Here is a 24,378-nt window from a genome sequence, read left to right as displayed (position 1 = left end):
CCACCCCTGCCGTACGCACTCGACGCACTGGCGCCCGAGTATTCGAAGGAAACCCTCGAGTACCACTACGGCAAGCACCACAACGCCTACGTGGTGAACCTCAACAACCTGCAAAAGGGCACCGAGTTCGAGTCGATGACGCTCGAAGAGATCGTCAAGAAGTCCAGCGGCGGCATCTACAACAACGCCGCGCAGATCTGGAACCACACCTTCTTCTGGAACTGCATGAAGCCGCAAGGCGGCGGTACGCCCACCGGCGCGCTGGCCAAGGCCATCGAGGCCAAGTGGGGCAGCTACGACGCCTTCAAGGAAGCCTTCGTGAAATCGGCCGTGGGCAACTTCGGCTCGGGCTGGACCTGGCTGGTGAAGAAGGCCGACGGCTCGGTGGACATCGTGAACACCGGTGCAGCCGGCACGCCGCTGACCACCGCCGACACCGCGCTGCTGACGGTGGACGTGTGGGAGCACGCCTACTACATCGACTACCGCAACCTGCGCCCGAAGTTCGTCGAGACCTTCCTGGCCAAGCTGGTCAACTGGGACTTCGTCGCGAAGAACTTCGGCTGATCGATCGTCCGGTCGATCAGCCGTTGATGAGGTTCAGGATGTTCCCGTCCGGGTCCTTGAACCACGCGACCTTCATGTCGCCCATGACATGGAGGTCGCCGACCAGTTGCGTGTCGGGCATGTCGTAGTGTTCGAAGCGCACGCCCCGCGACTTCAGCGCGTCCACGACGCGTTCGATGTCGCCGTCGACGGCCCAGGTCACGGCCGTCGCCTGGTTGGTGCCCGCGAACTGCGAGCGGTACACGTTGATGCGGGTGTTGCCGCTGCGATAGACGATCACTTCGTCGCCTTCCGCATCGACCTGGGACAGGCCCAGCGTGTCTTCATAGAAGCGGCGGGCCACGGCGAGATCCTTCACCGCGAGGTTCGCCACTGCGTTGATGTTTCCGAGCATGCGAGTCTCCTTCCAGGCCCGGCGTGCCATCAAAAAGGAAGAAGGGCGCCGGGCTTGCCAAAAATACTCAACCATGCGGTGCAGTATTTGCGCCGGACGCAGCCCTGTCAAGGCATCGGAAAATGGCCCCCCGCAAGTCGATACGTGCCCCATCGCGAATGAAGAAATCCTTCTTACGGGGCTTCCGGCACACTGCACCCCCGGTGCAGTGACTGCAGGCAACGGCTGCACCCCCGATTTATTCCGACGAAGAGACAACCCATGATCCGCAGACACCTCGGCAAGCTGGCCGCCTCGATGGCCCTTTCGCTCGCACTTCCGATGGCCTTGACGGCCACCGCCCACGCACAGACCACCGCCTATCCCGCCAAGCCGGTGCGCCTGATCGTGCCCTTCCCGCCCGGCGGCGGCACCGACATCCTGGCCCGCCTGGTGGCCCAGAAGCTCACCGAAGCCAGGCACTGGACCGTGGTGCCCGACAACCGCGCGGGCGCCGGCGGCACCATCGGCATCGCCGAGGCCGCGCGTGCAGCGCCCACGGGCTACGACATCGTGATGGGCCAGAAGGACAACATGGTCGTGGCACCCTGGCTCTACAAGAACCTGAGCTACAACCCGGTGAAGGACCTCACCGCCGTGGCCCACGTGGCCTACACGCCGGTGGTGATCGTCACGCAGGCCAACTCGAAGTTCAAGACGCTCGACGACGTGGTGAAGGCCGCGCGCGCCGCGCCCGACACCGTCACTTACGGCTCGCCCGGCAACGGCACCACCATCCACCTGGCCGGCGAGATCTTCAACGGCGCCGCGAAGATCAAGATGCGCCACGTGCCTTACAAGGGCTCCAACGCGGCCATGATGGACGTGCTCGCGGGCAACGTCGACCTGATGGTGTCGTCGGTGCCCTCGGCCATGGCGCAGATCAAGGCCGGCAAGCTGCGGCCGCTGGCGGTCACCTCGGCCAGGCGCAGCACCTCGCTGCCCGAGACGCCCACCGTGGCCGAACTCGGCTACAAGGACTTCGACGTGAGCACCTGGTACGGCATCTTCGTGCCGGCCGGCACGCCGAAGGACGTGGTGACCACGCTGAATGCCGAGATCAACAAGCTGCTGGCCACGCCCGACATGAAGGCGGCCATCATCGCGCAGGGTGCCGAGCCGCAGAGCATGACGCCCGAACAGTTCGGCGCGCTGCTGAAGACCGACTACGAGAAGTGGAAGGGCATCGTGCAAGCCTCGGGCGCGACAATCGAATAAGCCGGTGCGCCGCAGAATGGTGTCTCCAGAACAAGCCGCACCGACGGCATGGAGACACCGATGGTTCCTTCGCGTCCCCTGAAGACGGCCGCCCTCGCGGCCGTTGTCGCCCTTGCCCAAGGCTGCGCGCAGACACCTGCCGCGCAGAAGCCTTCAGATGCCACCGTCGCCGCACACGTCGCGGCAGCCACCAAGGCCGCGGGCACCGACCTCGGGCCGCTGCTCTCGCTGTGCAAGCCCGCCCCCGCCACGCGGCCGCCGCAGGAAGAGCTCGACAAGGGCCTGCCCCTGCTCATCAACAGGCCGGCACCGCCGCCCGCCAAGGCCTTCGACAACCTCTACTTCGTGGGCGCCGACTGGGTCAGTGCCTGGGCCATCAAGACCTCGGAAGGCATCATCCTCATCGATGCGCTCAACAACCAGGTGGAAGCCGCCACGCTGATCGAGGGCGGCATGCGCAAGCTGGGCCTGGACCCGGCACAGATCAAATACGTGATCGTCACGCACGGCCACGGCGACCATTACGGCGGTGCGCCGTACCTCGCGCAGAAGTACCGCGCGCGCGTGGTGATGAGCGAGCCCGACTGGACGATGACCGAGACGAAGCTCGAATTCGCCACGCCCATCTGGGGCGCGCCTCCGAAGCGGGACATCTCGGTGAAGGACGGCGACCGCGTCACGCTGGGCGACACCACCGTCACGCTCTACCTCACGCCGGGCCACACCATGGGCACGCTCTCGCCGGTGTTCGACGTGAGCGAGAACGGCCGCAGGCACCGCGCCATGCTCTGGGGCGGCACGGGATTCAACTTCGGCAAGGACGTGCCGCGGCTGGACCACTACATCGCATCCACGAAGCGCATGGACTCGATCGTGAAGGCGCAGAACATCGACGTGATGCTGTCGAACCACTCGAACGTCGACAGCTCGCAGGCCAAGATGGCCGCGCTGCGCCAGCGGCCCGCGGGCGCGGCGAATCCGTTCGTGATGGGCGTACCGACGGTGGAGCGTGCGCTGAATGTGATGGGGGAATGCGCGCAGGCGCAGCGCGACAGGTTCGCGATGCAGTAGCAAACAGCATCCTGAGCATGTGCCGCCCCGATGGTTTCACTCCCTCTCCCCAAGGGGAGAGGGAACAACGCCCGAGCTTCAGTCCGGCACGAACTTCCTGTTGAATATCTCCACGTCCGCCGCATCCTCGAACGTCACTACCTGCCCCATCTTCCCATCGCTCATGCGGCAGGCCGAGAACAGGCTGTAGCGCCCCTTGAAGCCAAACTCGTTCATCACGATCAGCGCATAGGGGTGCGGCACGAACACCTGGTGCTCGAACACGATGCGGTGCACATTTTGCGGCGAGGGAAAGAGCTTGTACTCGCCGGTGTCGATGGCCTTGGCCGTTGCCATGGGGTCGCTCGCTTTCCGTTCAGTCGGCGTCGCGCACGTCGGCCACGGGCTTCGCGCCGAAGTCCGCGCGCGCCAGGTACTTCAGCACCTTGGCGGCCGCCGAGGCGGGGCTGTCGAGCATGCCTTCGTTCTTCATCTTCTCGAAGCGCGTGCGGTCCGGAAACTTCTCGGCCGAGGCGCCGCGCAGCTGCACCTGCATGTCGGTGTCGATCACGCCCGGCGCCAGCGAGACGATGCGCGCGCCGTTCGGCGCATTCGCCTCCTCCAGCGCCACGGCGCGCGAGAAGTGGTCCATGCCGGCCTTCGACGCGCAGTAGGGCGCCTGGCTGCCCATGGCGTTGCGGCCCAGGCCCGAGGAAATGTTGAGCACCTTGCGCGCGCCGCGCCATTCGCGCGTGGCGCCGAGGAACGCCGCCGTCAGCAGCATCGGCGCTTCCAGGCCGATGCGCAGGGCCAGCGACAGCTCGGACTCCACGGCGCGCGACAGCGGCGCGGGGTTGCCCACGGTGCCGGCGTTGTTGATGAGCGTGACGCTGTCGAAGCGCTGCGCGTCGACGGTCTTGAGCCAGGCCGAAAGGCGCTCGGCCGCGGCCACCGGGTCGGACAGGTCCTGCTCCCATTGCGTGAGCTCGGCGCCGGCGGCCTTGGCCGCCTCGGCCAGCGCGGGCGACTGCTTGCGCGAAATGCCGATCACCGTGTGACCGGCCTGCAGCAGTTGTTCGGCCATGGCCTGGCCCAGGCCGCGCGAGGCGCCGGTGATGAGAGTGAGATGGGAGGTGGACATGGAGATTGGGTGAGACGGGAAAGAAACCCGTGAGCTTAGGCGATGCGAAGAAGTTCGGTGGGACTTGCGGTTGAACCGCCCCCTGCCATACCGGAGCCCACGGCAGCAGCCAACGCGACCGGCAGAAATGTCCTTTTTAATGGACAAATCCCCTTCATTTTCTCAAAATGTGGCGTATGCAGGACAAAATCAGGCTACCCATCGAGCTTGGACAGGCCATCAAGCGCGCGCGGAAGGAGGGCCGCCTGAAGGCGACCGACATCGCTGCGCGGTCAGGCCGCGCGCGCAACGTTCTCTACCGCCTGGAGCGCGGGGAAGACGTCACCCTGGCCTCGCTCTTCGACATCCTGCGCGCCATGGATCTCACGATCCGCCTGGAGCGCCTGGGCATGCCGACGCTGGAGGAAGTCACCAAGCGCTTCGGGCAGGACGAAGACGAGGACGAGGACGAGGACGAGGGCGATGCTTCCTGAAAGGATCAGGCAACTCGACGTCGAGATCGCCGGCGCGCCCGCCGGGCAGTTGCTCAGGCACTCGGTCTACGAGTTCCGGTATCTCGATGGCCGCGCGGATCAGCCCGCGGTCGCGCTCCTCATGCCGCCGACCCGGCCTACATATCAGGACGGCGACCTGTTCGCAGTCATGGACCAGAACCTGCCGGAGGGCGACCTGTACCTGCGCCTGCGGGCGATGTTTCCCAAGCAGCAGCTCACCCCGATGCACCTGCTCGCGGTGGTCGGCTCCAACGGCATCGGACGGCTGGGCTTCCGGCTGCCGGGGGCCGAGCCACTTGCGGCGCCACGGATCATCGACCGCAAGACCTTGCTGCAGACCCGCTACACGCCCGAGGTGTTCGACGACCTGGTACGGGCGTACCTGAGCACGGGCGCAGGCATTGCCGGCATGCAGCCGAAGATCATGGTGCCGGATCGCGTCACCCTTCCGGTGCCCACCATCATCGTGAAGGCCGCCGCGCCTTCCTACCCGGGCCTGTCGGCCAACGAGTTCATGTGCCTGACGGCCGCCTGCCACGCCGGCATCGAGACACCCACGTTCGACCTCTCGGACGACGGGCAATTGCTCCTGGTCGACCGGTTCGACATCGCGGCCGACGGGTCGCGCATCGGTTTCGAGGACATCGCGGCGTTGATGAACCTGCGGGTGCGCGACATCCAATCGGACCGCAAGTACCACGGGAGCTACCAGCGCATCGCCGAGCTGATGCAGTACCTCCAGCTGCCCAGCGGGAACCTCGCGCGCTTCTTCGAGCAGGTGGCCTTCAGCATCATGGTGCGCAACGGCGACGGCCACCTCAAGAACTACGGTTTGCTCTACACCTCGACCGCGGACTGCCGCCTCGCGCCGATGTTCGACGTGGTGACCACCGCGATCTACAGGTACACGCGCTATGAGGGCGGGCCCGAGCTGGAAGACCGCACGCTGGCGCTCAAGCTCTTCGCAGGCAAAGGCCACACCAGGGCCTATCCGACGACCGAGGAGCTGCTGCTGTTCGGCAGCAAGGTGTGCGGGGTCGCCAAGCCCGCACTCGTTCTCGAGCGAATCGCCGAGGGAATGCGAAAGACGCTGGACCAGGCGCGAGGCGACCAGCGAATTCCCAAAGACCTGCTGCTGAAGATGCGAGACACGTGGACCGACGGGATGATCTACGCCAGGGCACGGTAGCTTTCGGACAAGCCGAGCCCACCCGCTCTCGCCGAAGGCGCCGGCTCCTAGCGGAACTGCTTCCTCAGGAAGTTGCGATGCCGCGCAATGTGCTGCATCTGAGCCGGCGCGATGGTGCCGCCCAGATCCACTTCATCCGCGCCGTTGAGCACCGCATTGGCATTGGCCATGGCGCGCGCCACGACTTCTTCCTCGCTCACGCCGAGCTGCGCCGCGAGGTCGAGCGCCACGCGGCGCATCGCGCGCTGCGAGAGCATCCACATCGCGCCGAAGCGGTCCCAGGCAAGCGCGGCTTCCTCGGCCTTCTCGCGGTCGGCCAGGATCTCGACGAGCGGCTTGGCCAGCACCGCGTCGAGTGCCTCGATCTTCTCGGTGAGCGCCTCGTTGCGTTCGATGGCTTCCTCCAGCGTGGGGCCTGTGCTTTCGGGCTTGGCCTTGGGCGGCTCCGGAGGCGGGATGAATGCGGCCTCGGCGTTCGCGGGCACGATCTGGAGCTTGTCGGAGAGATTGGTCATGATTTTTCCGCCTGGGTTGGCGCCGGCTGGTTCTTCTTGCTCGACATCGCGGTCGCACGCAGGCCCGGCAAGTCGAGCACGCGCAGCCCACCGTACTCCACGCGGATCAGCCCCTGCGCGGACAGGCCGTTCAACGCCTCGTTCACGCGCTGGCGCGAAAGGCCGACGAGGTAGGCCAGCTCCTGCTGCGTGATTCGCAGGACTTCGCCCACGCCCGGATACAGCACCGGGTTGAACAAGGAGACCAGATTGCGCGCCACGCGCGCGTCGGGGTTGTTGAGCCGGTCGATCTCCAGCGCGGCGATGAACTGCCCCAGCCGTTCGTTGAGCTGGTTCATCACGAAGCGGTTGAAGCCGATGGAGTGGTCGAGCAGCCAGTGGAAGCTCTCGATCGGCAGGCCCGCGATCAGGCTGCGCCGCAGCGCCTGGATGTTGTAGCGGTAGGGCTCGCGCTTCATCACCGTACCTTCGCCGAACCAGCCGCCCGGCGGCACGCCGGTGTAGGTGACGGAGCCGCCGTCGGCGTTGTCGTTGCTCATCTTCAAGAGCCCCTCGACCACGCCGAACCAGTAGGTGGGCGAGCGCCCGACACGGCACACCAGATCGCCGGGCTCGGCCTCGCCGACCACCAGGGCGGCTTCGGCGCGGCGCCGCTCGGCGGGCGTGAGCGTGGGCAGCCACGGAATGCCTTCCAGTTCCTGCGCATTGGCTGCGCGCACCCGGTCCCTGATGGACGAAGCGCCGAGCGTGCTGTGTGTGGGATGGCCGTGAGGCATCGGGAAACTCCGGGGAGTAGTGTCCCTAGGATTGTCGTTGGAACGACAAGCGGACGTCAAAGTGAGTCCTACGATCCGCCCACTGTGCAAACACCCGCCCCCACCTTTCCCCGTCTGCTGCTCGCGCACGCCGAGGCCCGGCCCGAAGCTCCCGCCATGCGCGAGAAGGACCTCGGCATCTGGCAAACCTGGAGCTGGAGCGCCGTGGCGCAGGAAGTGCGCGAGATCGCCTGCGGCCTCGCGAGCCTGGGCTTCAGGCCCTTCGACAACCTGGCCATCGTCGGCGCCAATCGGCCGCACCTGTACATGGCGGTGATCGCCGCGCAGAGCCTGCGCGGCGTGCCCGTGCCGCTTTACCAGGACGCGGTGGCCAGCGAGATGGTCTTCATGCTGCAGGACGCGAGCGTCGAGTTCGTGATCGTCGAAGACCAGGAGCAGGTCGACAAGCTGCTGGAGTGCCGCGACATCCAGCAGGGCAAGCTGCCGGCCATCCGCCACATCATCTACGACGACCCCAAGGGCCTGCGCCACTACGACCAGCCCGGGCTCATGAGCTACGAGCAGCTGCGCGCGCTGGGCCGCGAGTTCGACAAGGCCAACGTCGGCTACTACGACCGCGCGGTCGCCAGCGGCGAGGCCACCGACGTGGGCGTGATCCTCTACACCTCCGGCACCACCGGCCGCCCCAAGGGCGTGTGCCAGACGCATGCGAGCTTCATCGCGGCGGGCCGCGGCGGCGTGCAGACCGACAGGCTCGGCCCCGGCGACAACATCATGAGCTACCTGCCGATGGCATGGGTGGGCGACCATCTGTTCTCGGTCGCGCAGTGGCTGGTGGGCGGCTTCACGCTCAACTGCCCCGAGTCGAGCGAAACGGTGATGAACGACATGCGCGAGATCGGCCCGAGCTATTACTTCGGCCCGCCGCGCACCTTCGAAGGCCTGCTCACGGCCGTGTCGATCCGCATGGAAGACGCGGCCGCGCCCAAGCGCTGGATGTATGCGAAGTTCATGGCCCTGGCGCAGCGCGTGGGCGCGGACATCCTCAACGGCGCGCCCGTGGGCGCCGGCGACCGGCTGATGTACGCCCTGGGCAACCTGCTGATCTACGGCCCGCTGCGCAACGTGCTGGGCATGAGCCGCATCCGCGTGGCCTACACGGCGGGCGCGGCCATCGGTCCGGACCTGTTCCGTTTCTACCGCTCCATCGGCGTGAACCTGAAGCAGTTCTACGGCCAGACCGAGACCTGCGCCTACGTGTGCCTGCAGCAGGACGGCAAGGTCAAGCTGCAGACCGTGGGCACGGCCGCGCCGGGCATCGAGCTGAAGATCGCGGAAGACGGCGAGGTGCTGGTGCGCGGCGTGTCGGTGCTCAAGGAGTACTACAAGCGCCCCGACGCCACCGCCGAGGTGCTCGACGCCAACGGCTACTTCCATACCGGCGACGCGGGCGTGCTCGACAGCGAGGGCCACCTGCGCATCATCGATCGCGCCAAGGACGTGGGCCGCCTCGTGGGCGGCGCGATCTTCGCGCCCAACTACATCGAGAACAAGCTCAAGTTCTTCCCGCAGATCAAGGAAGCCGTGTGCTTCGGCAACGGCCGCGACGAGGTCTGCGCGGCCATCAACATCGACTACGAGGCCGTGGGCAACTGGGCCGAGCGGCGCGGGCTCGCCTACGGCGGCTACGTCGACCTGGCCGGCAAGCCCGACGTGCTGGCGCTGGTGGCCGAGTGCATCGCCAAGGTGAACGCCGACCTCGCGGCCGAGGACGGCATGGGCGAGACGCAGATCGCGCGCTTCCTGGTGCTGCACAAGGAACTCGACCCCGACGACGACGAGCTCACCCGCACGCGCAAGGTGCGCCGCGGCTTCATCGCCGACAAGTACGCGGTGCTGGTCGACGCGCTCTACGGCGGCAAGGCCGAGCAGTTCATCGAGACCCAGGTCAAGTTCGAGGACGGACGCACGGGCTCGGTGAGTGCCACGCTGAAGATCGTCGACGCGAAGCGCTTTCCACTGGTCAAGGCGGCCGCATGAACGCGCACAACCACACCGAGGCCTCCATGCTTGCAACAACGACCCGAGGCGGCCGCAAGGACGGCGAGGTCATCCTCGACGTGCAGAACATCTCCCTGAGCTTCGGCGGCGTGAAGGCGCTGACGGACATCAGCTTCAACGTGCGCGAGCACGAGGTGCGGGCCATCATCGGGCCGAACGGCGCGGGCAAGAGCTCGATGCTGAACTGCATCAACGGCGTGTACTGGCCGCAGCAGGGCTCCATCACCTTCCGGGGCCAGACCTTCAAGCACATGAACTCGCGCCAGGTGGCCGAGATGGGCGTGGCGCGCACCTTCCAGAACCTGGCCCTCTTCAAGGGCATGAGCGTGCTCGACAACATCATGACGGGCCGCAACCTCAAGATGAAGAGCGGCCTGCTCGCGCAGGCACTGCGCTGGGGACCGGCCGAGCGCGAAGAGCTCGAGCACCGCGAGTTCGTCGAGCACATCATCGACTTCCTGGAAATCCAGGCGCACCGCAAGACGCCGGTGGGCCGCCTGCCCTACGGCCTGCAAAAGCGCGTCGACCTGGGCCGCGCGCTTGCGATGGAGCCGCAGGTGCTGCTGCTGGACGAGCCCATGGCCGGCATGAACGTGGAGGAGAAGCAGGACATGAGCCGCTTCATCCTCGACGTGAACGACGAGTTCGGCGCGACCATCGTGCTGATCGAGCACGACATGGGCGTGGTGATGGACATCTCCGACCGCGTGGTGGTGCTGGACTACGGCAAGAAGATCGGGGATGGGACGCCTGACGAGGTACGCAGCAATGAGGACGTGATCCGGGCTTATCTGGGTGTGGAGCACTGAAGCCATGCCAACCCTCGCCATGAAGCATTGCTCCTTCCCCCTCTGGGGGAAGGCTGGGATGGGGGCACGCAGAGCGCCCAGTGGATACGCCGCCTGCCCCCACCCCAACCCTCCCCCAGCGGGGGAGGGAGAAAAACAAGAAAGACACTGACATGGGCTTTTTCCTCGAAACCCTCTTCGGCGGCCTCATGGTCGGCATGCTCTATTCGCTGATCGCCATCGGCTTCGTGCTGATCTACAAGGCCTCGGGTGTCTTCAACTTCGCGCAGGGCGCGATGGTGCTCTTCGCGGCGCTGGCGATGGCGCGCTTCTCGGAGTGGTTTCCGCTGTGGTTCGGCTTCGAAAGCCAGATCCTCGCGAACATCCTGGCCTTCATTGCGGCCATGGCGGTGATGGTGGTGGTGGCCTGGCTGATCGAGCGGCTCGCACTCAGCAAGCTGGTGAACCAGGAAGGCATCACACTGCTGATGGCCACGCTGGGCATCGCCTACTTTCTCGACGGCGTGGGCCAGACGATCTTCGGCAACGACATCTACAAGATCGACGTGGGCATGCCCAAGGAACCGCTGATGGTGCTCGAAGGCACCTTCCAGGGCGGGCTGCTGCTGAGCCAGGAAGACCTGATCGCCGCGCTGGTGGCGGCCGGCCTCGTGGTGGTGCTGGCCATCTTCTTCCAGAAGACGGCCACGGGCCGAGCGCTGCGCGCGGTGGCCGACGACCACCAGGCCGCGCAATCCATCGGCATTCCGCTCAAGCGCATCTGGGTGATCGTGTGGTCGGTGGCCGGCTTCTCGGCGCTGGTGGCCGGGATCATCTGGGGATCGAAGCTGGGCGTGCAGTTCTCGCTCTCTCTGGTGGCGCTGAAGGCGCTGCCGGTGGTGATCCTGGGCGGGCTCACATCGATTCCGGGCGCCATCATCGGCGGCCTGCTGATCGGCGTGGGCGAGAAGCTGTCCGAAATCTATCTCGGCCCCATGCTCGGTGGCGGCATCGAGATCTGGTTTGCCTATGTGCTCGCACTGGTCTTCCTGCTGGTTCGCCCGCAAGGCCTGTTCGGCGAAAAAATCATCGATCGGGTCTGAGCAATGTTCTACAGAGAAAACGGCCAGTTCAAGTCGAGCTACAGGGCCGACCAGCAGATCTTTCCGATTGCGCAGGACCGCATCGCGATGCTGGTGCTGCTGCTCGTGGCGTTCGTCGTGGTGCCGCTGGGCGTGTCCGACTACTGGATGCGCGCCATCCTCACGCCCTTCCTCATCCTGTCGCTCGCGGCGCTGGGCCTCAACATCCTGGTTGGCTATTGCGGCCAGATCTCGCTGGGCACCGGCGCCTTCATGGCGGTGGGCGCCTATGCGGCCTACAACTTCCAGGTGCGCATCGACGGCATGCCGCTGATCGCATCGCTGCTGCTGGGCGGCCTGTGCGCGACGGTGATCGGCGTGCTGTTCGGCATTCCGAGCCTGCGCATCAAGGGTCTGTACCTGGCCGTGGCCACGCTGGCGGCGCAGTTCTTCACCGACTGGGCCTTCCTGCGCATCCAGTGGTTCACCAACAATTCTTCGTCGGGCTCGGTGAGCGTGGCGGGGCTCAACGTGTTCGGCGTGCCGATCGAATCGCCGGTGCAGAAGTACCTGTTCTGCCTGCTCTTCGTGGTGGTGTTCGCGCTGCTGGCAAAGAACCTGGTGCGCAGCGCCATCGGCCGCGAGTGGATGGCGATGCGCGACATGGACGTGGCGGCCGCGGTGATCGGCATCCGCCCGGTGTACGCCAAGCTCACGGCCTTCGCGGTGAGCAGCTTCATCGTCGGCGTGGCCGGCGCGCTGTGGGGCTTCGTGCACCTGGGCGCGTGGGAGCCGGCCGCCTTCAGCATCGACCGCTCGTTCCAGCTGCTGTTCATGGTGATCATCGGCGGGCTGGGCTCGATCATGGGCAGCTTCTTCGGCGCCGCCTTCATCGTGCTGCTGCCGCTGCTGCTCAACCAGCTGCCGGGCTGGCTGGGCTTCTCGATTTCTACCGCGCTGGCCTCGCACCTGGAGACCATGATCTTCGGCGCGCTGATCGTGTTCTTCCTGATCGTCGAGCCGCACGGCCTCGCGCGGCTGTGGTCCACGGCAAAAGAGAAGCTGCGGCTGTGGCCCTTCCCGCACTGACATTGAAAGAGACAGGTTCCCGTTAGTCAAAACCCGGCACCGAGGTGCCCACAAAGGAGACAGGCATGAAACTGAAATCGCTCGCTCTGACCGCCGCCCTGGTGGCCGGCACCCTCGGCGCCGCGCTTGCGCCATCGATGGCCAACGCGCAGGCCAAGGAGCAGTTCTTTCCGCTGCTGGTGTACCGCACCGGGCCCTATGCCCCCAACGGCACGCCCTGGGCCAACGGCAAGCAGGACTACATCAAGCTGGTCAACGCCACCGGCGGCATCAACGGCGTGAAGATCTCGTACGAAGAGTGCGAGACCGGCTACGCCACCGACAAGGGCGTGGAGTGCTACGAGCGCCTGAAGGGCCGCCCCGGCGTGGCGCTCTTCGACCCGCAAGCCACCGGCATCACCTTCGCGCTGACCGACAAGGTGCCCACCGACAAGATTCCGCTGATCACGCTGGGCTATGGCCTCGCGGCCTCGCAGGACGGCGGCGTCTTCAAGTGGAACTTCCCGCTGATGGGCTCCTACTGGACCGCGGCCGACATCCTGATCCAGCACATCGGGAAGAAGGAAGGCGGCATGGACAAGCTCAAGGGCAAGAAGATCGCCCTCGTCTACCACGACTCGCCCTTCGGCAAGGAACCGATCCCGCTGCTGCAGGAGCGCGCCAAGCAGAACGGCTTCGAACTCTCGCTGATCCCGGTGACCGCGCCCGGCGTGGAGCAGAAGTCGGCCTGGCTGCAGGTGCGCCAGCAGCGCCCCGACTTCGTGCTGCTGTGGGGCTGGGGCGTGATGAACTCCACCGCCCTGAAGGAGGCCGTGGCCACGGGCTACCCGCGCGACAAGATGTACGGTGTGTGGTGGGCCGGCGCCGAGCCCGACGTGAAGGACGTGGGCGCCAACGCCAAGGGCTATCACGCGCTGGCGCTGAACACCTCGGGCACGCAGCCCAAGGTGATCCAGGACATCCTCAAGCAGGTGCACGACAAGGGCCAGGGCACCGGTCCGAAGGAAGAAGTGGGTTCGGTGCTCTACACGCGCGGCGTGATCATCCAGATGCTGACCATCGAGGCCGTGAAGCGCGCGCAGGAGCGCTTCGGCAAAGGCAAGGTCATGACCGGCGAGCAGGTGCGCTGGGGCATGGAGAACCTCGCGCTCGACCAGAAGAAGCTGGACGCGCTGGGCTTCTCGGGCGTGATGCGCCCGCTGAGCACCTCCTGCCAGGACCACATGGGCTCGACTTGGGCGCGCGTGCACACCTGGGACGGCGCGAAGTGGGGCGACATGTCCGACTGGTACCAGGCCGACGAGCAGATCATCAAGCCGATGGTGAAGGCCGCCGCGGACAAATACGCGAGCGAGAAGAAGCTCACGCGTCGCGACGCGGCGGATTGCCAATCTTGAGCTGACCCCCAGTCTTCGCGCACTTCGTGTCGCTTCGCCAACCCCCTTGCAGGGGGCAACACCCGCGGCCCGGCAAAGCCGGTTCCGCGGTGTTTCCCGCAAGGGCGGTGGGCCGAGCGGGCATCCGAAAGAACGGCGTCGCGCCGGTTCTTTCGAATGCTTCGGACCACACCATGAGCGAATCCAACATCCTCCTCAACGTCAACGGCATCGAGGTCATCTACAACCACGTGATCCTGGTGCTCAAGGGCGTGTCGCTCACCGTGCCCGACGGCGGCATCGTAGCGCTGCTCGGCGGCAACGGCGCGGGCAAGACGACCACGCTGCGCGCGGTGAGCAACCTGCTGGCGGGCGAGCGCGGCGCGGTGACCAAGGGCACCATCGAGCTGCGCGGCGAGCGCATCGAGGCGCTGTCGCCGGCCGAGCTGGTCAAGCGCGGGCTGATCCAGGTGATGGAAGGCCGCCACTGCTTCGCCCACCTGACCATCGAGGAGAACCTGATGACCGGCGCCTACACACGCACCGACGGCAAGGCCGCGGTGCAGCAGACGCTGGAGAAGGTCTACGCGTACTTCCCGCGCCTGAAGACCCGGCGCGGCTCGCAGGCCGCCTACACATCCGGCGGCGAGCAGCAGATGTGCGCCATCGGCCGCGCGCTGATGGCCAACCCGACCATGGTGCTGCTGGACGAACCCTCGATGGGCCTGGCGCCGCAGATCGTGGAGGAAGTGTTCGAGATCGTGAAGGACCTCAACGCCAAGGAGCGCGTGACCTTCCTGCTGGCCGAGCAGAACACCAACATGGCGTTGCGCTACGCCGACTACGGCTACATCCTGGAGAACGGCCGCATCGTGATGGACGGCGAGGCCAAGAGCCTGCGCGAGAACGAAGACGTGAAGGAGTTCTACCTCGGAGTCGGTGGCGCGGACCGCAAGAGCTTCCGCGACGTGAAGAGCTACAAGCGGCGCAAGCGCTGGTTGGCTTGACTCTCCCTCGCCGGAGGCTGAACAGAACCGAAAGATGAAGGGTACGGACATGACCGACCACTACGACAAGCTCGAGATCCGAGACCCCGCCGAACGCGAACGCGACCTGCTGGCCGCGCTGCCGAAGCAGATCGCGCAGGCGCAGACAGCGGCCCCCGCCTTCGCGAAGATCCTCGACGGCGTGAAGCCCGCCGACGTCACCACGCGCGAAGCGCTCGCGAAACTGCCGGTCACGCGCAAATCGGAACTGCTCGAGCTGCAGAAGGCACGCCGCGCGGACGACCCCTTCGGCGGCTTCTCGACGATCGTGCGCGGGCCGCGCATGCCGCGCGTGTTCGCGAGCCCCGGCACCATCTACGAGCCCGAGGGCGAGGCGCGCGACTACTGGCGCACCGCGCGCGCGTTGCACGCGGCGGGTTTTCGCGGCGGCGAGCTCATCCACAACAGCTTCAGCTACCACATGACGCCCGCTGGCTCGATCATGGAAAGCGGCGCGCACGCCATGGGCTGCACCGTGTTCGCGGGCGGCACCGGCCAGACCGAGCAACAGCTGGAGGCCATGGCGGACCTCAAGCCGGAGGGCTACGCGGGCACGCCGAGCTTCCTCAAGATCCTGCTGGAAAAGGCCGAGGAGAAGAAACTCAAGCTGCCCTCGCTGACCAAGGCCCTCGTCTCCGGCGAGGCCTTTCCGCCGAGCCTGCACGACTGGATCGCCGCGCGCGGCGTGAAGGGCACGCAGTGCTATGCCACCGCCGACCTGGGCCTCATCGCCTACGAGACCAGCGTGCGCGAAGGCCTGGTGCTCGACGAGGGAGTGCTTGTGGAAATCGTGCGCCCCGGCACCGGCGACCCGGTGCCCGACGGCGAAGTCGGCGAGATCGTCGTCACCACCTTCAACCCCGACTACCCGCTGGTGCGCTTCGGCACCGGCGACCTTTCTGCGGTGCTCGCAGGCACCTGCCCAACGGGCCGCACCAACAAGCGCATCAAGGGCTGGATGGGCCGCGCCGACCAGACCACCAAGGTGCGCGGCATGTTCGTGCACCCGTCGCAGGTGGCGGAGATCGCGCGGCGCTTTCCCGAAGTGCAGCGCGCGCGCCTCGTCGTATCGGGCGAAATGGGCGACGACAGGATGACGCTGCAGCTCGAATGCGCGGGCACTGCGCCCGAAGGGCTGGAAGCGCGCGTGAGCGCCGTGATCCGCGAAGTGACCAAGCTGCGCGGCGAGGTCGTCGTGTTGGGCGCGGGCTCGCTGCCCAACGACGGCAAGGTGATCGAGGACGCGCGCAGCTACAAGTAGCGGCGATACAGCCTGCGCGTGGTGGCGCGGGTAAGCAACACCGTGAGCAGGGTGTAGACCAGCACGAGCGCCAGCGCGAAGCCGACGAGGCTGCCCGCGCTGTTGAAGCCGTGCAGCCAGACCGCCAGCGCCAGCCAGGCCAGCGCGATGGCGATGCAGCCGATCTGCACCAGCGCGAAAGCCAGCACCGACGCCGCCACGGCCCTGAAAGGCCGCATCCTCGAAAGCCCTGCCGTCGCGCCCAGCCAGCCGCCCCAGAAGGCCAGCGCGAAGGCTGCCAGCGGGGGCACCACCCAAGCCACCAGCAGCCCGGCGCCGTCCAGGCCTTGCGACATGGAGCTCCACCGGCTCACGGCCGCGCCGCTCCACATCTGCAGCGACGCGAACACCGATGCGCCCACAAGCGCCACCGCGCGGCGCGGCGAGGAGCCCGCAGGTACTTCATCGCCCTGCGCGTCCGAGGCATCGGCACGGCCGGCCCTCAGCGCGACCCATGCCGCAAGCCACACGCCGAGCACCAGCACGATCAGCTGGGCTACGGACTGCAGGAACATGAACACCGGCATCGCCGCGCGCATCGAGGTGTCGCCGAGCGATTCATGCAGGCGCCCGCCCGGCATGAAGAGCAGTTGCAGGTCGTAGAGCAGCGGGCTCAGCGCGTGGAAGTTCAGCAGCAGCACCACGACGTATGCCGCGCCGTAGCGGATGCGCGGCTGGGGCAGCCGCGCCAAGCTTTCCACGCCGCGCTTCTCCAGCGCATTGCGCCCGTGGCTCCAGGCCAGCGCGGCAGCGAGCACCCAGGCCATACCGATGCTGAACACCATAGGTATCCACACGCCCGGCAGTGCATAGGCGCTGCGCAGCTGCTCGGCATTGGGCGAGTCGGGCCACAGCTGCATGGTTGTGTTGAGAAGCACCAGCACGGCATCGATGGCCACGGTGATGAGCGCGAGATCGCGCGGCAGGCGCAGTGCCTGCAATGCTTGCGTGTAGGGAGAGGTAGCCGTCATGGAGGAAATACTTTCGCCTTTCACGACGCATGGCATGGCCGGCGCGGCCACATCATGCGGAAAAAGACGAGCGTATCGGATGACGGCGGGTGCGCCCTGTAGGTTCAGTGCGCGAGTGCGGCCTCGCCCGATTCCTCCGGTGCAGGCCCGATGTAGACCGACTGTGGACGGATCAGTCGCCCCTTCTTCACCTGCTCGCGCGCATGCGCCACCCAGCCGCTCACGCGGCCCGCCGCGAACACGCAGGTGAAGCTCTCGCGGCCGAAGCCCAGCGCTTCGAGCAGCAGCGCGGTGTAGAACTCGACGTTGGTCTCCAGCGCGCGGCCCGGCTTCTTCTCGCGCAGGATGGCGAGCGCGGCCTGCTCGGCGGCTTCGGCCAGCGCGAAGCGCGCGGCGTTCACGCTGCCCTCCTCGCCGAGCCGGCCGAGTGCGCCCTTGAGCGCATCGGCGCGCGGATCGCGCACGCGGTAGATGCGATGGCCGAAGCCCATCAGGCGCTGGCCATCGGCCACGGCCTGCTCCAGCCAGGCACGGGCGTTGGCTGCGGTGCCGATGGCATCGAGCGCATCCAGCACCGGGCCGGGCGCACCGCCGTGCAGCGGCCCCTTGAGCGCACTGATGCCCGCGAGCACGGCCGATGCGAGCCCCGCACCGGTCGATGCGACCACGCGAGCCGCGAAGGTCGATGCGTTGAGGCCGTGGTCGCACACGGTGACGAGGTAGGTGTCGAGCGCGGCGCTCTGCGCCGGCGTGGGTGCACGGCCATTCAGCATGCGAAGCATGTCGGCGGCGTGCGGGAGTGCCTCGTCGGGCGCGAGCGCCGGAACGCCCAGGCGCCAGCGCATCACCGCGGCGGTGTAGACGGCCGGCGCGGCCACGAGACGCAGCGCGGTCGGCAGGTCATCGCCATCGGGAAGCCGCGCCATCAGCGCGCGCACGGCCTCGATGGGCGGCATGCGGCGCAGCAGCGCGTCATCGTTCGGCTGCAGCAGCTCGAAGGCCTCGCGGCGCGCGCGGCCGATGGCGCGGCGCAGGGCCGAGGCGGTGGGCAGCGTGTCGAAGAAGCCTTCGAACAGCAGGCCCACCACGTCTTCATAGCGCCAGCGCTGCGCGATCTCGTCGAGCTCGTGGCCGCGGATCACCAGCCGCCCGGCCTCGCCGTCCACCCCGGACAGCACGGTATGCGCGGCCACCACGCCTTCGAGGCTGCCGTCGTCATCGTTGTTCATCGCTATTTGCTCCTGGGTTGTCACGATGACATTGATTCTGGCCAGCTGGATATTGACGTCAATCTTGATCTATTCTGTCAACATGACCATGAAGAGAAGCACGCCCCTGTGGCTGCCGGCCGCGGAGGCCCTGGAGCTGATGCAGGTGCGCCCGCAGACGCTCTACGCGAGCGTGAGCCGCGGCCGCATCCGCGCCAAGCCCGACGCGGCGGACCCGCGCCGCAGCCTCTATCACCGCGACGACGTGCAGCGCGTCGCGGCACGCGCGCGGGGCCGGCGCAGTGTCGAGACGGTGGCGAGCGAGGCGATCCAGTGGGGCGAGCCGGTGCTGTCCTCTGCCGTATCGACAGTGGCCGACGGGCGGCTGCTTTATCGGGGTCAGGACGCCTGCGTGCTGGCGGAGCAGTCCACGCTGGAGGATGTGGCGGGGCTGCTGTGGGAAAGCGCACCGCCGCGCCTTCCTGCTTCGGCTGCGTCCGCTGCTTCAGGCAACGCACCGCTGCAGGCTGGCCTGCTCGCGCTCGCGGCCCGCGCCGCCACCGACCTGCCATCGCGCGGCCGCTCGCGCAGCGTGCTTCAGGCCGAGGCCGCGAGCGCGATCGGCGCGCTGGCCGACGCGATGCTGGGCACCACGCCCGCCGCGCGCGAGATGCCGCTGCACATGCGGCTGGCCTCGGCGTGGCGCCGGCCGCGCGCCGCCGACGATTTGCGCCGCGCATTGGTGCTGCTGGCCGACCACGAGCTCAACGCATCGACCTTCGCCGCGCGCGTGACGGCCTCGACCGGCGCATCGGTGGCCGCTTGCCTGCTCACAGGCCTTTGCACATTGACCGGGCCGCTGCATGGCGGCGCATCGGCCGCGGTGCAGGCGCTGATGCGCCATGCGGCGGACGTCGGCGCCGAGGCCGCGGTACGCGAATGGCTCGCGCACGACCGGCCGCTGGCGGCTTTCGGGCATCCGCTATACCCGGGCGGCGACGCACGCTGCGTCGCCCTGCTGGCGAACATCGAACTGCCGCCCGCCTTCGAGGAATTGCGCGGCATCGGGGAGAAGCTGCTCGGCGAGGCCGCGAACATCGACTTCGCGCTGGCCGCCCTCGCTGCCGTGCACAAGCTGCCGCCGGGCGCACCGCTCACGCTGTTCGCGCTCGCGCGCACCGTCGGGTGGACGGCGCATGTGCTGGAGCAGCAGGCCACGGGCCAGCTGATCCGCCCGCGTGCGCGCTACACCGGGCCCGCCGGGCCACAGCAGCCGGCCTGACGAACCTGAAAAGACCCCTCGGCACGCCCCGCCGAGGTGCGCATGACGACGCGAAGCTAAGGGCTATTCGCTATAGGTCAGGCCTCGGTCAGCCCTTAAGATCGCGGCGTTTTTATCCCCCCCTTTCCGGAGACGACATGAAGAAACTGTTCGCCCTCGCGGCGATTGCCGCCGCGGCCGTCGGTGCACACGCCCAGGACTTTCCCGCGGGCAAGACCGTGACGCTGGTGGTGCCATTCGCCGCCGGCGGCCCCACCGACCGTGTCGCGCGCGACCTGGCCGAAGCCATGCAGAAGACGCTGGGCACCACCATCGTGGTTGACAACACCGCCGGCGCGGGCAGTTCCATCGGCACCGCCAAGGTGGCGCGCGCCAATCCCGACGGCTACACCCTGCTGCTGAACCACATCGGCATGTCGACGATGCCGGCGCTCTACCGCAAGCTGCCCTTCAACGTCGAGACCGACTTCGAATACCTGGGCATGATCAACGAAGTGCCGATGACGCTGATCGGCAAGCCCAGCCTGCCGGCCAACAACTACAAGGAACTGACGACCTGGATCGCGGCCAACAAGGGCAAGATCAACCTCGGCAACGCCGGGCTGGGCGCCGCCTCGCACCTGTGCGGCCTGCTGTTCCAGAGCGCGATCAAGGTCGAGATGACGCCTGTGCCTTACAAGGGCACGGCCCCGGCCATCGCCGACCTGCTGGGCGGCCAGATCGACCTGCTGTGCGACCAGACCACCAACACCACGTCGCAGATCGAGGCCAAGAAGGTCAAGGCCTACGCCGTGACCACGGCCAAGCGCCTGACCACTCCGGCGCTGAAAGACCTGCCGACGCTCGACGAGTCGGGCCTGAAGGGCTTCGAAGTGGCGATCTGGCACGGCGTGTACGCGCCCAAGGGCACGCCCGCGCCGGTGCTGAAGAAGCTCAACGAAGCCATCAAGGCTGCGCTGAAGGACCCGGGCTTCATCAAGCGTGAAGAAGCGCTGGGCGCGGTGATCACCACCGACAAGCGCACCGAGCCGGCGGAACACAAGAAGTTCGTCTCGGCCGAAATCGCGAAGTGGGGCCCGATCATCAAGGCGGCCGGCGTGTACGCCGATTGACTGAGTTCGCCCCCAGGCTGCGCGCACTTCGTGTCGCTTCGCCAACCCCCTTCCGGGGGCAACACCTGAGGCCCGGCGAAGCCGGTTCCTCGGTGTTCCTGGAATTGACAAATTGAAGCCGCTGTCCTTTGGGACGGCGGCTTTCTTTTTTGTTGGTGCTGCTGCGTCCTCTACTTCGGGCGGATGGCGTCGGCGGTTCCCTGGATGAAGGCCTTGATGCTCTCGATGTCGTCGTTCGAGAGCTTGCCCGTGAAGTCGGGCATGCCGCGCGACATGGCCGGCCCCTTGAGCACGAACTTGTCGAGGTTCTCGATGTAGGCCGCGTCCATGTAGCCGAGGTTGGGAATGTTGCCGCCCCGGTCCACGCCCGGCACGCCGTGGCAGAAGACGCAGTTGCTCACGTAGAGCATGGTGCCGGCCTGGACCTTGGCGGGGTCGTACTTCACGCCCTGCACCAGCTTGTCCATGCGGTACTGCACGAACTCGGGCATTTTGGCGGTGCCGCCCACCGCGAAGGTGTAGACGGTGCCCGGGCCCTGCCGCTCGGTGGCGCGCTGCGCGAGGCCGTAGACGCCGCCCCAGCCCACCGCGACCGACACGTACTGCTTGCCGTCGACCATGTAGGTCGACGGTGCCGCCACCACGCCGGTGCCGGTGGGCGTTTCCCAGAGCTTCTCGCCGGTCTTGGCGTTGTAGGCCAGCAGGCGGCCGTCGGCCGTGCCCTGGAACACGAGGTTGCCGGCGGTGGTGAGGGTGCCGCCGTTCCAGGGCGATGCGTAGTCCACACCCCAGGCTTCCTTCTGCGCCACCGGGTCCCAGGCCACCAGGCGGCCGAAGGGCTTGCTCTTGGGCGGCTCGGCATTGGCGAACTTGGCGAGATTCCAGCCCAGCCCCGCGTGCGGGCGGCCCGGTACGTCCTCGTTGAACTTCCAGTCCTTGTCGTCCATGAGGTTGATCGGCACGTGCTGCGCGGGCAGGTAGGCGAAGCCGGTCTGAGGGTTGAACGACATCGGGTGCCAGTTGTGCGCGCCGAAGGGGCCGGGAATGGCGTCGTAGGGCTTGGCGCCGTCACGCGCGGCGGCGATCTCGATGGGACGGCCGTTCTTGTCGTAGCCCGTGGCCCAGTTGACCTCGACGAAGTTCTTCGCCGAGATGAACCGGCCGTTGGTGCGATCGATGACGAAGAAGAAGCCGTTCTTCGGTGCATGCAGCAGCACCTTGCGCTGCTTGCCGCCGATCTTCACGTTGGCCAGGATCATCGACTGCGTGGAGGTGTAGTCCCAGTTGTCGCCTGGCGTCTCCTGGTAGTGCCAGACGTACTTGCCGGTGTCGGGGTCGAGCGCCACCACCGAGCCCAGGTAGAGGTTGTCGCCGCCCTTGGGGCTGCGCGCCTTGTGCGACCAGGGCGAGCCGTTGCCGGTGCCCACGTACATCAGGTTCAGTTCGGGGTCGAAGGCGAAGCTGTCCCAGGCGGTGCCGCCTCCGCCGGCCTCCCAGTACTTGCCGCTCGGGTCCCAGGTCTTGGCGGCGCGCGCCATCGACTCGTCCTCGAAGGGCTTGCTAGGGTCGCCCGGCACCACGAACCAGCGCCACTTCTGGTCGCCGGTCTTCGCGTCGTAGGCGGTGACGAAGCCGCGCACGCCGTACTCGGCGCCGCCGTTGCCGATGATGACCTTGCCCTTGAACACGCGCGGCGCGCCGGTGATGGTGTAGCTGCCCTTCTGGCCCTCGATGGTGTTCTTCTCCCAGACCTTCTGGCCGGTGGCGGCATCGAGCGCGATGAGGCGGCCGTCGTAGGCCGCGACGTAGACCTTGCCCTCGTAGATCGCGACGCCCCTGTTCACCACGTCGCAGCAGCCTTTGAAACCCTTGGACTTGTCCACCTGCGGATCGAAGGTCCACAGCCGCTGGCCGGTGCGCGTGTCGATGGCATGCACCACGCTCCAGGAGGCGGTGATGTACATGATGCCGTCCACCACCAGCGGCGTGGCTTCCACGCCGCGCGTGGATTCGAGGTTGTACGACCAGACCAGCCCCAGGTCCTTCACGTTGCCCGCGTTCACCTGGTCGAGCCGGCTGAAGCGCGATTCCGAATAGTCCAGGCCCACGCTGGGCCAGTCGGGCGTCTTCTTCTGCGCGGCATTGGCGCGGATGAAACTGCCGTCCACGCGCTTGGTGGCGGCCGCCGCGCGGTCCAGTGCGTTCTGGGCCGTGGCTGCAGTATTGATGCCCAGGCACAGCAATGCGCCGGCGAGCACGAGCAGCCCGGAGTGTGTTTTTTTCATCGCAGGTCTCCTTTGTGCGCCAAGAATCGTCGGGACAGGCCGCGCGTTCATCTTCGGGATTTCCCCAGTCCGGGGCTGTTCCATTGCGGAACACATTCGACACTGGTCCTGAAACGGGAGGCAGCTCACCCATGGCCCTCGACAGAAGCCTTGTCGGAAGAATCGGTACACCCGATGCCCCGCGCCAGCTCTTCGCAAGCACGCCCGCGCAGCGCGTGGCGCTCGCGCGGCAGCAGTTCTTCGAGGAAGGCGTGCGCCCCTCGGGGCTGGTGGGCGAGGCGGTGATCCAGTCGTGGATGCGCTGCAGCCGCACCCACACCGACCGCCAGCGCATCGTTCCATTCGACCCGGTCACGCCCAGCCGGCTGCACGCCACGCTCGCGCGCAACCGCCAGCTGCTCGACGTGGCGCGGCAGGAGCTGGGGCAGATGGAGCACTCGCTCGCGGGCACCGACTGCCGCGTGATCCTCACCGACCGCGAGGGCGTGGTGGTGCACGTCACGCAGCATCCCGCCGCCGCGCACCAGCCGGTGCTGCGCAAGACGGCGCGCGTGGGCGTGAACATCGCGGAGCGCGTGGTCGGCACCACCGCGCCGGGCATCGTGGCGAGCACCGGGCAGGCCTGCACGGTCGACGGCGCCGAGCACTATTTCGACGTGCTGTGCCACATGCAGTGCGCGGCCGCGCCGATCCGCGACGTGACGGGGCAGCTCGCGGGCGTGCTCGACCTCACGGTGGAGGCACGTCGCTTCGGCTTCGACGCGGCGTCGATGGTGTCGCTGTACGCCACCACCATCGAGAACAGGCTGCTGCAGGCGCAGTCGCGCGACCACCTGATCCTGCGCTTCCAGGCCAGCCCGACGCTGCTGGGCACGCCGCTCGAGGCGCTGGCCGGCATCTCGCCCGACGGCACCATCGCCTGGCTCAACAACGCCGGCGCGCGGCTGCTGGGGCGGCTGCCGGAAGCGGCGGACGAGCGCGATGTCGAGTTCCTGCTGGGGCACGATCTTGCGAGCCTGCTGCGGCTCGGGCGGCGCGAGGCGGCGCAGCCTTTGCGGCTGGCGAGCGGCCTCGGCGTGTGGGTGCAGGCGCAGCTGAAGGGCGGCGCGGATGGCGCGGATTTCCGGCATGCGGTGGCGATGCCGGGTGAGACGCCGCCATTGGCCATCGAGCGGCACGATGCGATGCCGGTCACGCAAGCCAGCGAACACGCAGCCGGCGAAGAGGCTGCGCCACACGCCGAAACGCTGCGCGAGCACAGCCGCAAGCTGATCGAGGAAACGCTGGCCGCACATGGCGGCAACGTGTCGCAGGCGGCGCGGCAGCTGCGCGTTTCGCGCGGCACGCTCTACCGGCGGCTGCGGGGCTGGCGCGAAGACGCCGCGACGGACTGAC

Annotated in this window: 23 protein-coding genes; 15 read left to right on the top strand and 8 right to left on the bottom strand. The window is 67.3% G+C overall.

The window, feature by feature from the left end:
- The coding region (locus QMO14_RS21950; protein WP_301509755.1) for a superoxide dismutase at positions 1–567 on the top strand (567 nt) is incomplete at its 5' end.
- 16 nt (positions 568–583) lie between these two features.
- Here QMO14_RS21950 and QMO14_RS21945 read toward each other — a convergent pair.
- Positions 584–961, bottom strand: a complete 378-nt coding sequence (locus QMO14_RS21945; protein WP_301509753.1) for a VOC family protein — start codon at positions 959–961, stop codon at positions 584–586.
- Positions 962–1,222: 261 nt separating this feature from the next.
- Between QMO14_RS21945 and QMO14_RS21940 the strand changes: the two genes are divergently transcribed.
- Together QMO14_RS21940 and QMO14_RS21935 are read left to right on the top strand one after the other, a co-directional pair.
- Complete coding sequence (locus QMO14_RS21940) at positions 1,223–2,218, top strand: tripartite tricarboxylate transporter substrate binding protein (protein WP_301509751.1); 996 nt, start codon at positions 1,223–1,225, stop codon at positions 2,216–2,218.
- Between the two features lie 60 nt (positions 2,219–2,278).
- Positions 2,279–3,289 (top strand): MBL fold metallo-hydrolase, encoded by a 1,011-nt coding sequence (locus QMO14_RS21935; RefSeq protein WP_301509749.1) that lies wholly within the window; start codon positions 2,279–2,281, stop codon positions 3,287–3,289.
- 78 nt (positions 3,290–3,367) lie between these two features.
- On the opposite strand, the gene QMO14_RS21930 is transcribed toward QMO14_RS21935, so the two are convergent.
- Together QMO14_RS21930 and QMO14_RS21925 are read right to left on the bottom strand one after the other, a co-directional pair.
- On the bottom strand, positions 3,368–3,625 hold the full coding sequence (locus tag QMO14_RS21930) for a hypothetical protein (RefSeq protein WP_301509747.1): 258 nt from the start codon (positions 3,623–3,625) through the stop codon (positions 3,368–3,370).
- A gap of 19 nt (positions 3,626–3,644) precedes the next feature.
- Positions 3,645–4,409, bottom strand: a complete 765-nt coding sequence (locus QMO14_RS21925) for an SDR family NAD(P)-dependent oxidoreductase (RefSeq protein ID WP_301509745.1) — start codon at positions 4,407–4,409, stop codon at positions 3,645–3,647.
- Between the two features lie 176 nt (positions 4,410–4,585).
- Between QMO14_RS21925 and QMO14_RS21920 the strand changes: the two genes are divergently transcribed.
- On the top strand, positions 4,586–4,882 hold the full coding sequence (locus tag QMO14_RS21920) for a helix-turn-helix transcriptional regulator (RefSeq protein WP_301509743.1): 297 nt from the start codon (positions 4,586–4,588) through the stop codon (positions 4,880–4,882).
- Entirely contained in the window at positions 4,872–6,092 is a 1,221-nt protein-coding gene (locus QMO14_RS21915; RefSeq protein WP_301509741.1) for a type II toxin-antitoxin system HipA family toxin, read from the top strand. Before QMO14_RS21920 ends, QMO14_RS21915 begins: the two co-directional genes overlap by 11 nt.
- 47 nt (positions 6,093–6,139) lie before the next feature.
- On the opposite strand, the gene QMO14_RS21910 is transcribed toward QMO14_RS21915, so the two are convergent.
- Both QMO14_RS21910 and QMO14_RS21905 read right to left on the bottom strand, forming a co-directional pair.
- Positions 6,140–6,607, bottom strand: coding sequence for a hypothetical protein (locus tag QMO14_RS21910; protein WP_301509739.1), 468 nt, complete (start codon positions 6,605–6,607; stop codon positions 6,140–6,142).
- Positions 6,604–7,383 carry a Crp/Fnr family transcriptional regulator gene (locus tag QMO14_RS21905; protein WP_301509738.1) on the bottom strand — a complete coding sequence of 260 codons (780 nt, stop codon included), beginning with the start codon at positions 7,381–7,383 and terminating at the stop codon, positions 6,604–6,606. The genes QMO14_RS21910 and QMO14_RS21905 overlap by 4 nt, the downstream gene beginning before the upstream one ends.
- Positions 7,384–7,467: 84 nt before the next feature.
- On the opposite strand from QMO14_RS21905, the gene QMO14_RS21900 reads away from it, so the two are divergent.
- The 7 genes from QMO14_RS21900 (at position 7,468) to QMO14_RS21870 (ending at position 16,086) form a co-directional block, all read left to right on the top strand.
- Entirely contained in the window at positions 7,468–9,423 is a 1,956-nt protein-coding gene (locus tag QMO14_RS21900; RefSeq protein ID WP_301509737.1) for a long-chain fatty acid--CoA ligase, read from the top strand.
- Positions 9,420–10,253 carry an ABC transporter ATP-binding protein gene (locus QMO14_RS21895; protein WP_301509735.1) on the top strand — a complete coding sequence of 278 codons (834 nt, stop codon included), beginning with the start codon at positions 9,420–9,422 and terminating at the stop codon, positions 10,251–10,253. Before QMO14_RS21900 ends, QMO14_RS21895 begins: the two co-directional genes overlap by 4 nt.
- Positions 10,254–10,405: 152 nt before the next feature.
- Positions 10,406–11,335: a branched-chain amino acid ABC transporter permease gene (locus tag QMO14_RS21890; protein WP_301509733.1), complete on the top strand. Its 930-nt coding sequence runs from the start codon at positions 10,406–10,408 to the stop codon at positions 11,333–11,335.
- Between the two features lie 3 nt (positions 11,336–11,338).
- Positions 11,339–12,403 carry a branched-chain amino acid ABC transporter permease gene (locus tag QMO14_RS21885; protein ID WP_301509732.1) on the top strand — a complete coding sequence of 355 codons (1,065 nt, stop codon included), beginning with the start codon at positions 11,339–11,341 and terminating at the stop codon, positions 12,401–12,403.
- Between the two features lie 65 nt (positions 12,404–12,468).
- A complete protein-coding gene (locus QMO14_RS21880; RefSeq protein WP_301509731.1) occupies positions 12,469–13,800 on the top strand; it encodes an ABC transporter substrate-binding protein in 1,332 nt (443 codons plus the stop codon).
- 173 nt (positions 13,801–13,973) lie between these two features.
- On the top strand, positions 13,974–14,786 hold the full coding sequence (locus QMO14_RS21875) for an ABC transporter ATP-binding protein (protein WP_301509729.1): 813 nt from the start codon (positions 13,974–13,976) through the stop codon (positions 14,784–14,786).
- A gap of 49 nt (positions 14,787–14,835) precedes the next feature.
- On the top strand, positions 14,836–16,086 hold the full coding sequence (locus tag QMO14_RS21870; RefSeq protein ID WP_301509728.1) for a phenylacetate--CoA ligase family protein: 1,251 nt from the start codon (positions 14,836–14,838) through the stop codon (positions 16,084–16,086).
- Here QMO14_RS21870 and QMO14_RS21865 read toward each other — a convergent pair.
- Complete coding sequence (locus tag QMO14_RS21865) at positions 16,077–17,096, bottom strand: hypothetical protein (protein WP_301509726.1); 1,020 nt, start codon at positions 17,094–17,096, stop codon at positions 16,077–16,079. The two genes, QMO14_RS21870 and QMO14_RS21865, sit on opposite strands and share 10 nt — an antisense overlap.
- Before the next feature lie 104 nt (positions 17,097–17,200).
- Positions 17,201–18,325 carry a citrate synthase/methylcitrate synthase gene (locus tag QMO14_RS21860; protein ID WP_301509725.1) on the bottom strand — a complete coding sequence of 375 codons (1,125 nt, stop codon included), beginning with the start codon at positions 18,323–18,325 and terminating at the stop codon, positions 17,201–17,203.
- Between the two features lie 82 nt (positions 18,326–18,407).
- Between QMO14_RS21860 and QMO14_RS21855 the strand changes: the two genes are divergently transcribed.
- The gene (locus QMO14_RS21855; RefSeq protein ID WP_301509723.1) at positions 18,408–19,586 is read left to right on the top strand and encodes a citrate synthase; all 1,179 of its coding nucleotides are present in this window, start codon (positions 18,408–18,410) and stop codon (positions 19,584–19,586) included.
- 137 nt (positions 19,587–19,723) lie between these two features.
- Positions 19,724–20,698, top strand: a complete 975-nt coding sequence (locus tag QMO14_RS21850) for a tripartite tricarboxylate transporter substrate-binding protein (RefSeq protein WP_301509722.1) — start codon at positions 19,724–19,726, stop codon at positions 20,696–20,698.
- A 170-nt stretch (positions 20,699–20,868) separates the two neighbouring features.
- Here QMO14_RS21850 and QMO14_RS21845 read toward each other — a convergent pair whose 3' ends face one another.
- Complete coding sequence (locus QMO14_RS21845; RefSeq protein ID WP_301509721.1) at positions 20,869–22,983, bottom strand: PQQ-dependent dehydrogenase, methanol/ethanol family; 2,115 nt, start codon at positions 22,981–22,983, stop codon at positions 20,869–20,871.
- Between the two features lie 131 nt (positions 22,984–23,114).
- On the opposite strand from QMO14_RS21845, the gene QMO14_RS21840 reads away from it, so the two are divergent.
- Positions 23,115–24,377: a helix-turn-helix domain-containing protein gene (locus QMO14_RS21840; protein WP_301509719.1), complete on the top strand. Its 1,263-nt coding sequence runs from the start codon at positions 23,115–23,117 to the stop codon at positions 24,375–24,377.
- The last annotated feature ends 1 nt before the right edge of the window (position 24,378 follow it).

Origin of the sequence: Variovorax sp. CAN15 (assembly GCF_030462475.1) — a bacterium.
Lineage (GTDB): Bacteria > Pseudomonadota > Gammaproteobacteria > Burkholderiales > Burkholderiaceae_C > Variovorax.
This window is presented reverse-complemented; position numbering and strand designations above follow the sequence as displayed.

What these genes read in the sequence shown, in the direction of transcription:
- QMO14_RS21945 (WP_301509753.1), bottom strand. Translation starts at nt 961, where the DNA reads ATGCTCGGAAACATCAACGCAGTGGCGAACCTCGCGGTGAAGGATCTC.
- QMO14_RS21940 (WP_301509751.1), top strand. Translation starts at nt 1,223, where the DNA reads ATGATCCGCAGACACCTCGGCAAGCTGGCCGCCTCGATGGCCCTTTCG.
- QMO14_RS21935 (WP_301509749.1), top strand. Translation starts at nt 2,279, where the DNA reads ATGGTTCCTTCGCGTCCCCTGAAGACGGCCGCCCTCGCGGCCGTTGTC.
- QMO14_RS21930 (WP_301509747.1), bottom strand. Translation starts at nt 3,625, where the DNA reads ATGGCAACGGCCAAGGCCATCGACACCGGCGAGTACAAGCTCTTTCCC.
- QMO14_RS21925 (WP_301509745.1), bottom strand. Translation starts at nt 4,409, where the DNA reads ATGTCCACCTCCCATCTCACTCTCATCACCGGCGCCTCGCGCGGCCTG.
- QMO14_RS21920 (WP_301509743.1), top strand. Translation starts at nt 4,586, where the DNA reads ATGCAGGACAAAATCAGGCTACCCATCGAGCTTGGACAGGCCATCAAG.
- QMO14_RS21915 (WP_301509741.1), top strand. Translation starts at nt 4,872, where the DNA reads ATGCTTCCTGAAAGGATCAGGCAACTCGACGTCGAGATCGCCGGCGCG.
- QMO14_RS21910 (WP_301509739.1), bottom strand. Translation starts at nt 6,607, where the DNA reads ATGACCAATCTCTCCGACAAGCTCCAGATCGTGCCCGCGAACGCCGAG.
- QMO14_RS21905 (WP_301509738.1), bottom strand. Translation starts at nt 7,383, where the DNA reads ATGCCTCACGGCCATCCCACACACAGCACGCTCGGCGCTTCGTCCATC.
- QMO14_RS21895 (WP_301509735.1), top strand. Translation starts at nt 9,420, where the DNA reads ATGAACGCGCACAACCACACCGAGGCCTCCATGCTTGCAACAACGACC.
- QMO14_RS21890 (WP_301509733.1), top strand. Translation starts at nt 10,406, where the DNA reads ATGGGCTTTTTCCTCGAAACCCTCTTCGGCGGCCTCATGGTCGGCATG.
- QMO14_RS21885 (WP_301509732.1), top strand. Translation starts at nt 11,339, where the DNA reads ATGTTCTACAGAGAAAACGGCCAGTTCAAGTCGAGCTACAGGGCCGAC.
- QMO14_RS21880 (WP_301509731.1), top strand. Translation starts at nt 12,469, where the DNA reads ATGAAACTGAAATCGCTCGCTCTGACCGCCGCCCTGGTGGCCGGCACC.
- QMO14_RS21875 (WP_301509729.1), top strand. Translation starts at nt 13,974, where the DNA reads ATGAGCGAATCCAACATCCTCCTCAACGTCAACGGCATCGAGGTCATC.
- QMO14_RS21870 (WP_301509728.1), top strand. Translation starts at nt 14,836, where the DNA reads ATGACCGACCACTACGACAAGCTCGAGATCCGAGACCCCGCCGAACGC.
- QMO14_RS21865 (WP_301509726.1), bottom strand. Translation starts at nt 17,096, where the DNA reads ATGACGGCTACCTCTCCCTACACGCAAGCATTGCAGGCACTGCGCCTG.
- QMO14_RS21860 (WP_301509725.1), bottom strand. Translation starts at nt 18,325, where the DNA reads ATGAACAACGATGACGACGGCAGCCTCGAAGGCGTGGTGGCCGCGCAT.
- QMO14_RS21855 (WP_301509723.1), top strand. Translation starts at nt 18,408, where the DNA reads ATGACCATGAAGAGAAGCACGCCCCTGTGGCTGCCGGCCGCGGAGGCC.
- QMO14_RS21850 (WP_301509722.1), top strand. Translation starts at nt 19,724, where the DNA reads ATGAAGAAACTGTTCGCCCTCGCGGCGATTGCCGCCGCGGCCGTCGGT.
- QMO14_RS21845 (WP_301509721.1), bottom strand. Translation starts at nt 22,983, where the DNA reads ATGAAAAAAACACACTCCGGGCTGCTCGTGCTCGCCGGCGCATTGCTG.
- QMO14_RS21840 (WP_301509719.1), top strand. Translation starts at nt 23,115, where the DNA reads ATGGCCCTCGACAGAAGCCTTGTCGGAAGAATCGGTACACCCGATGCC.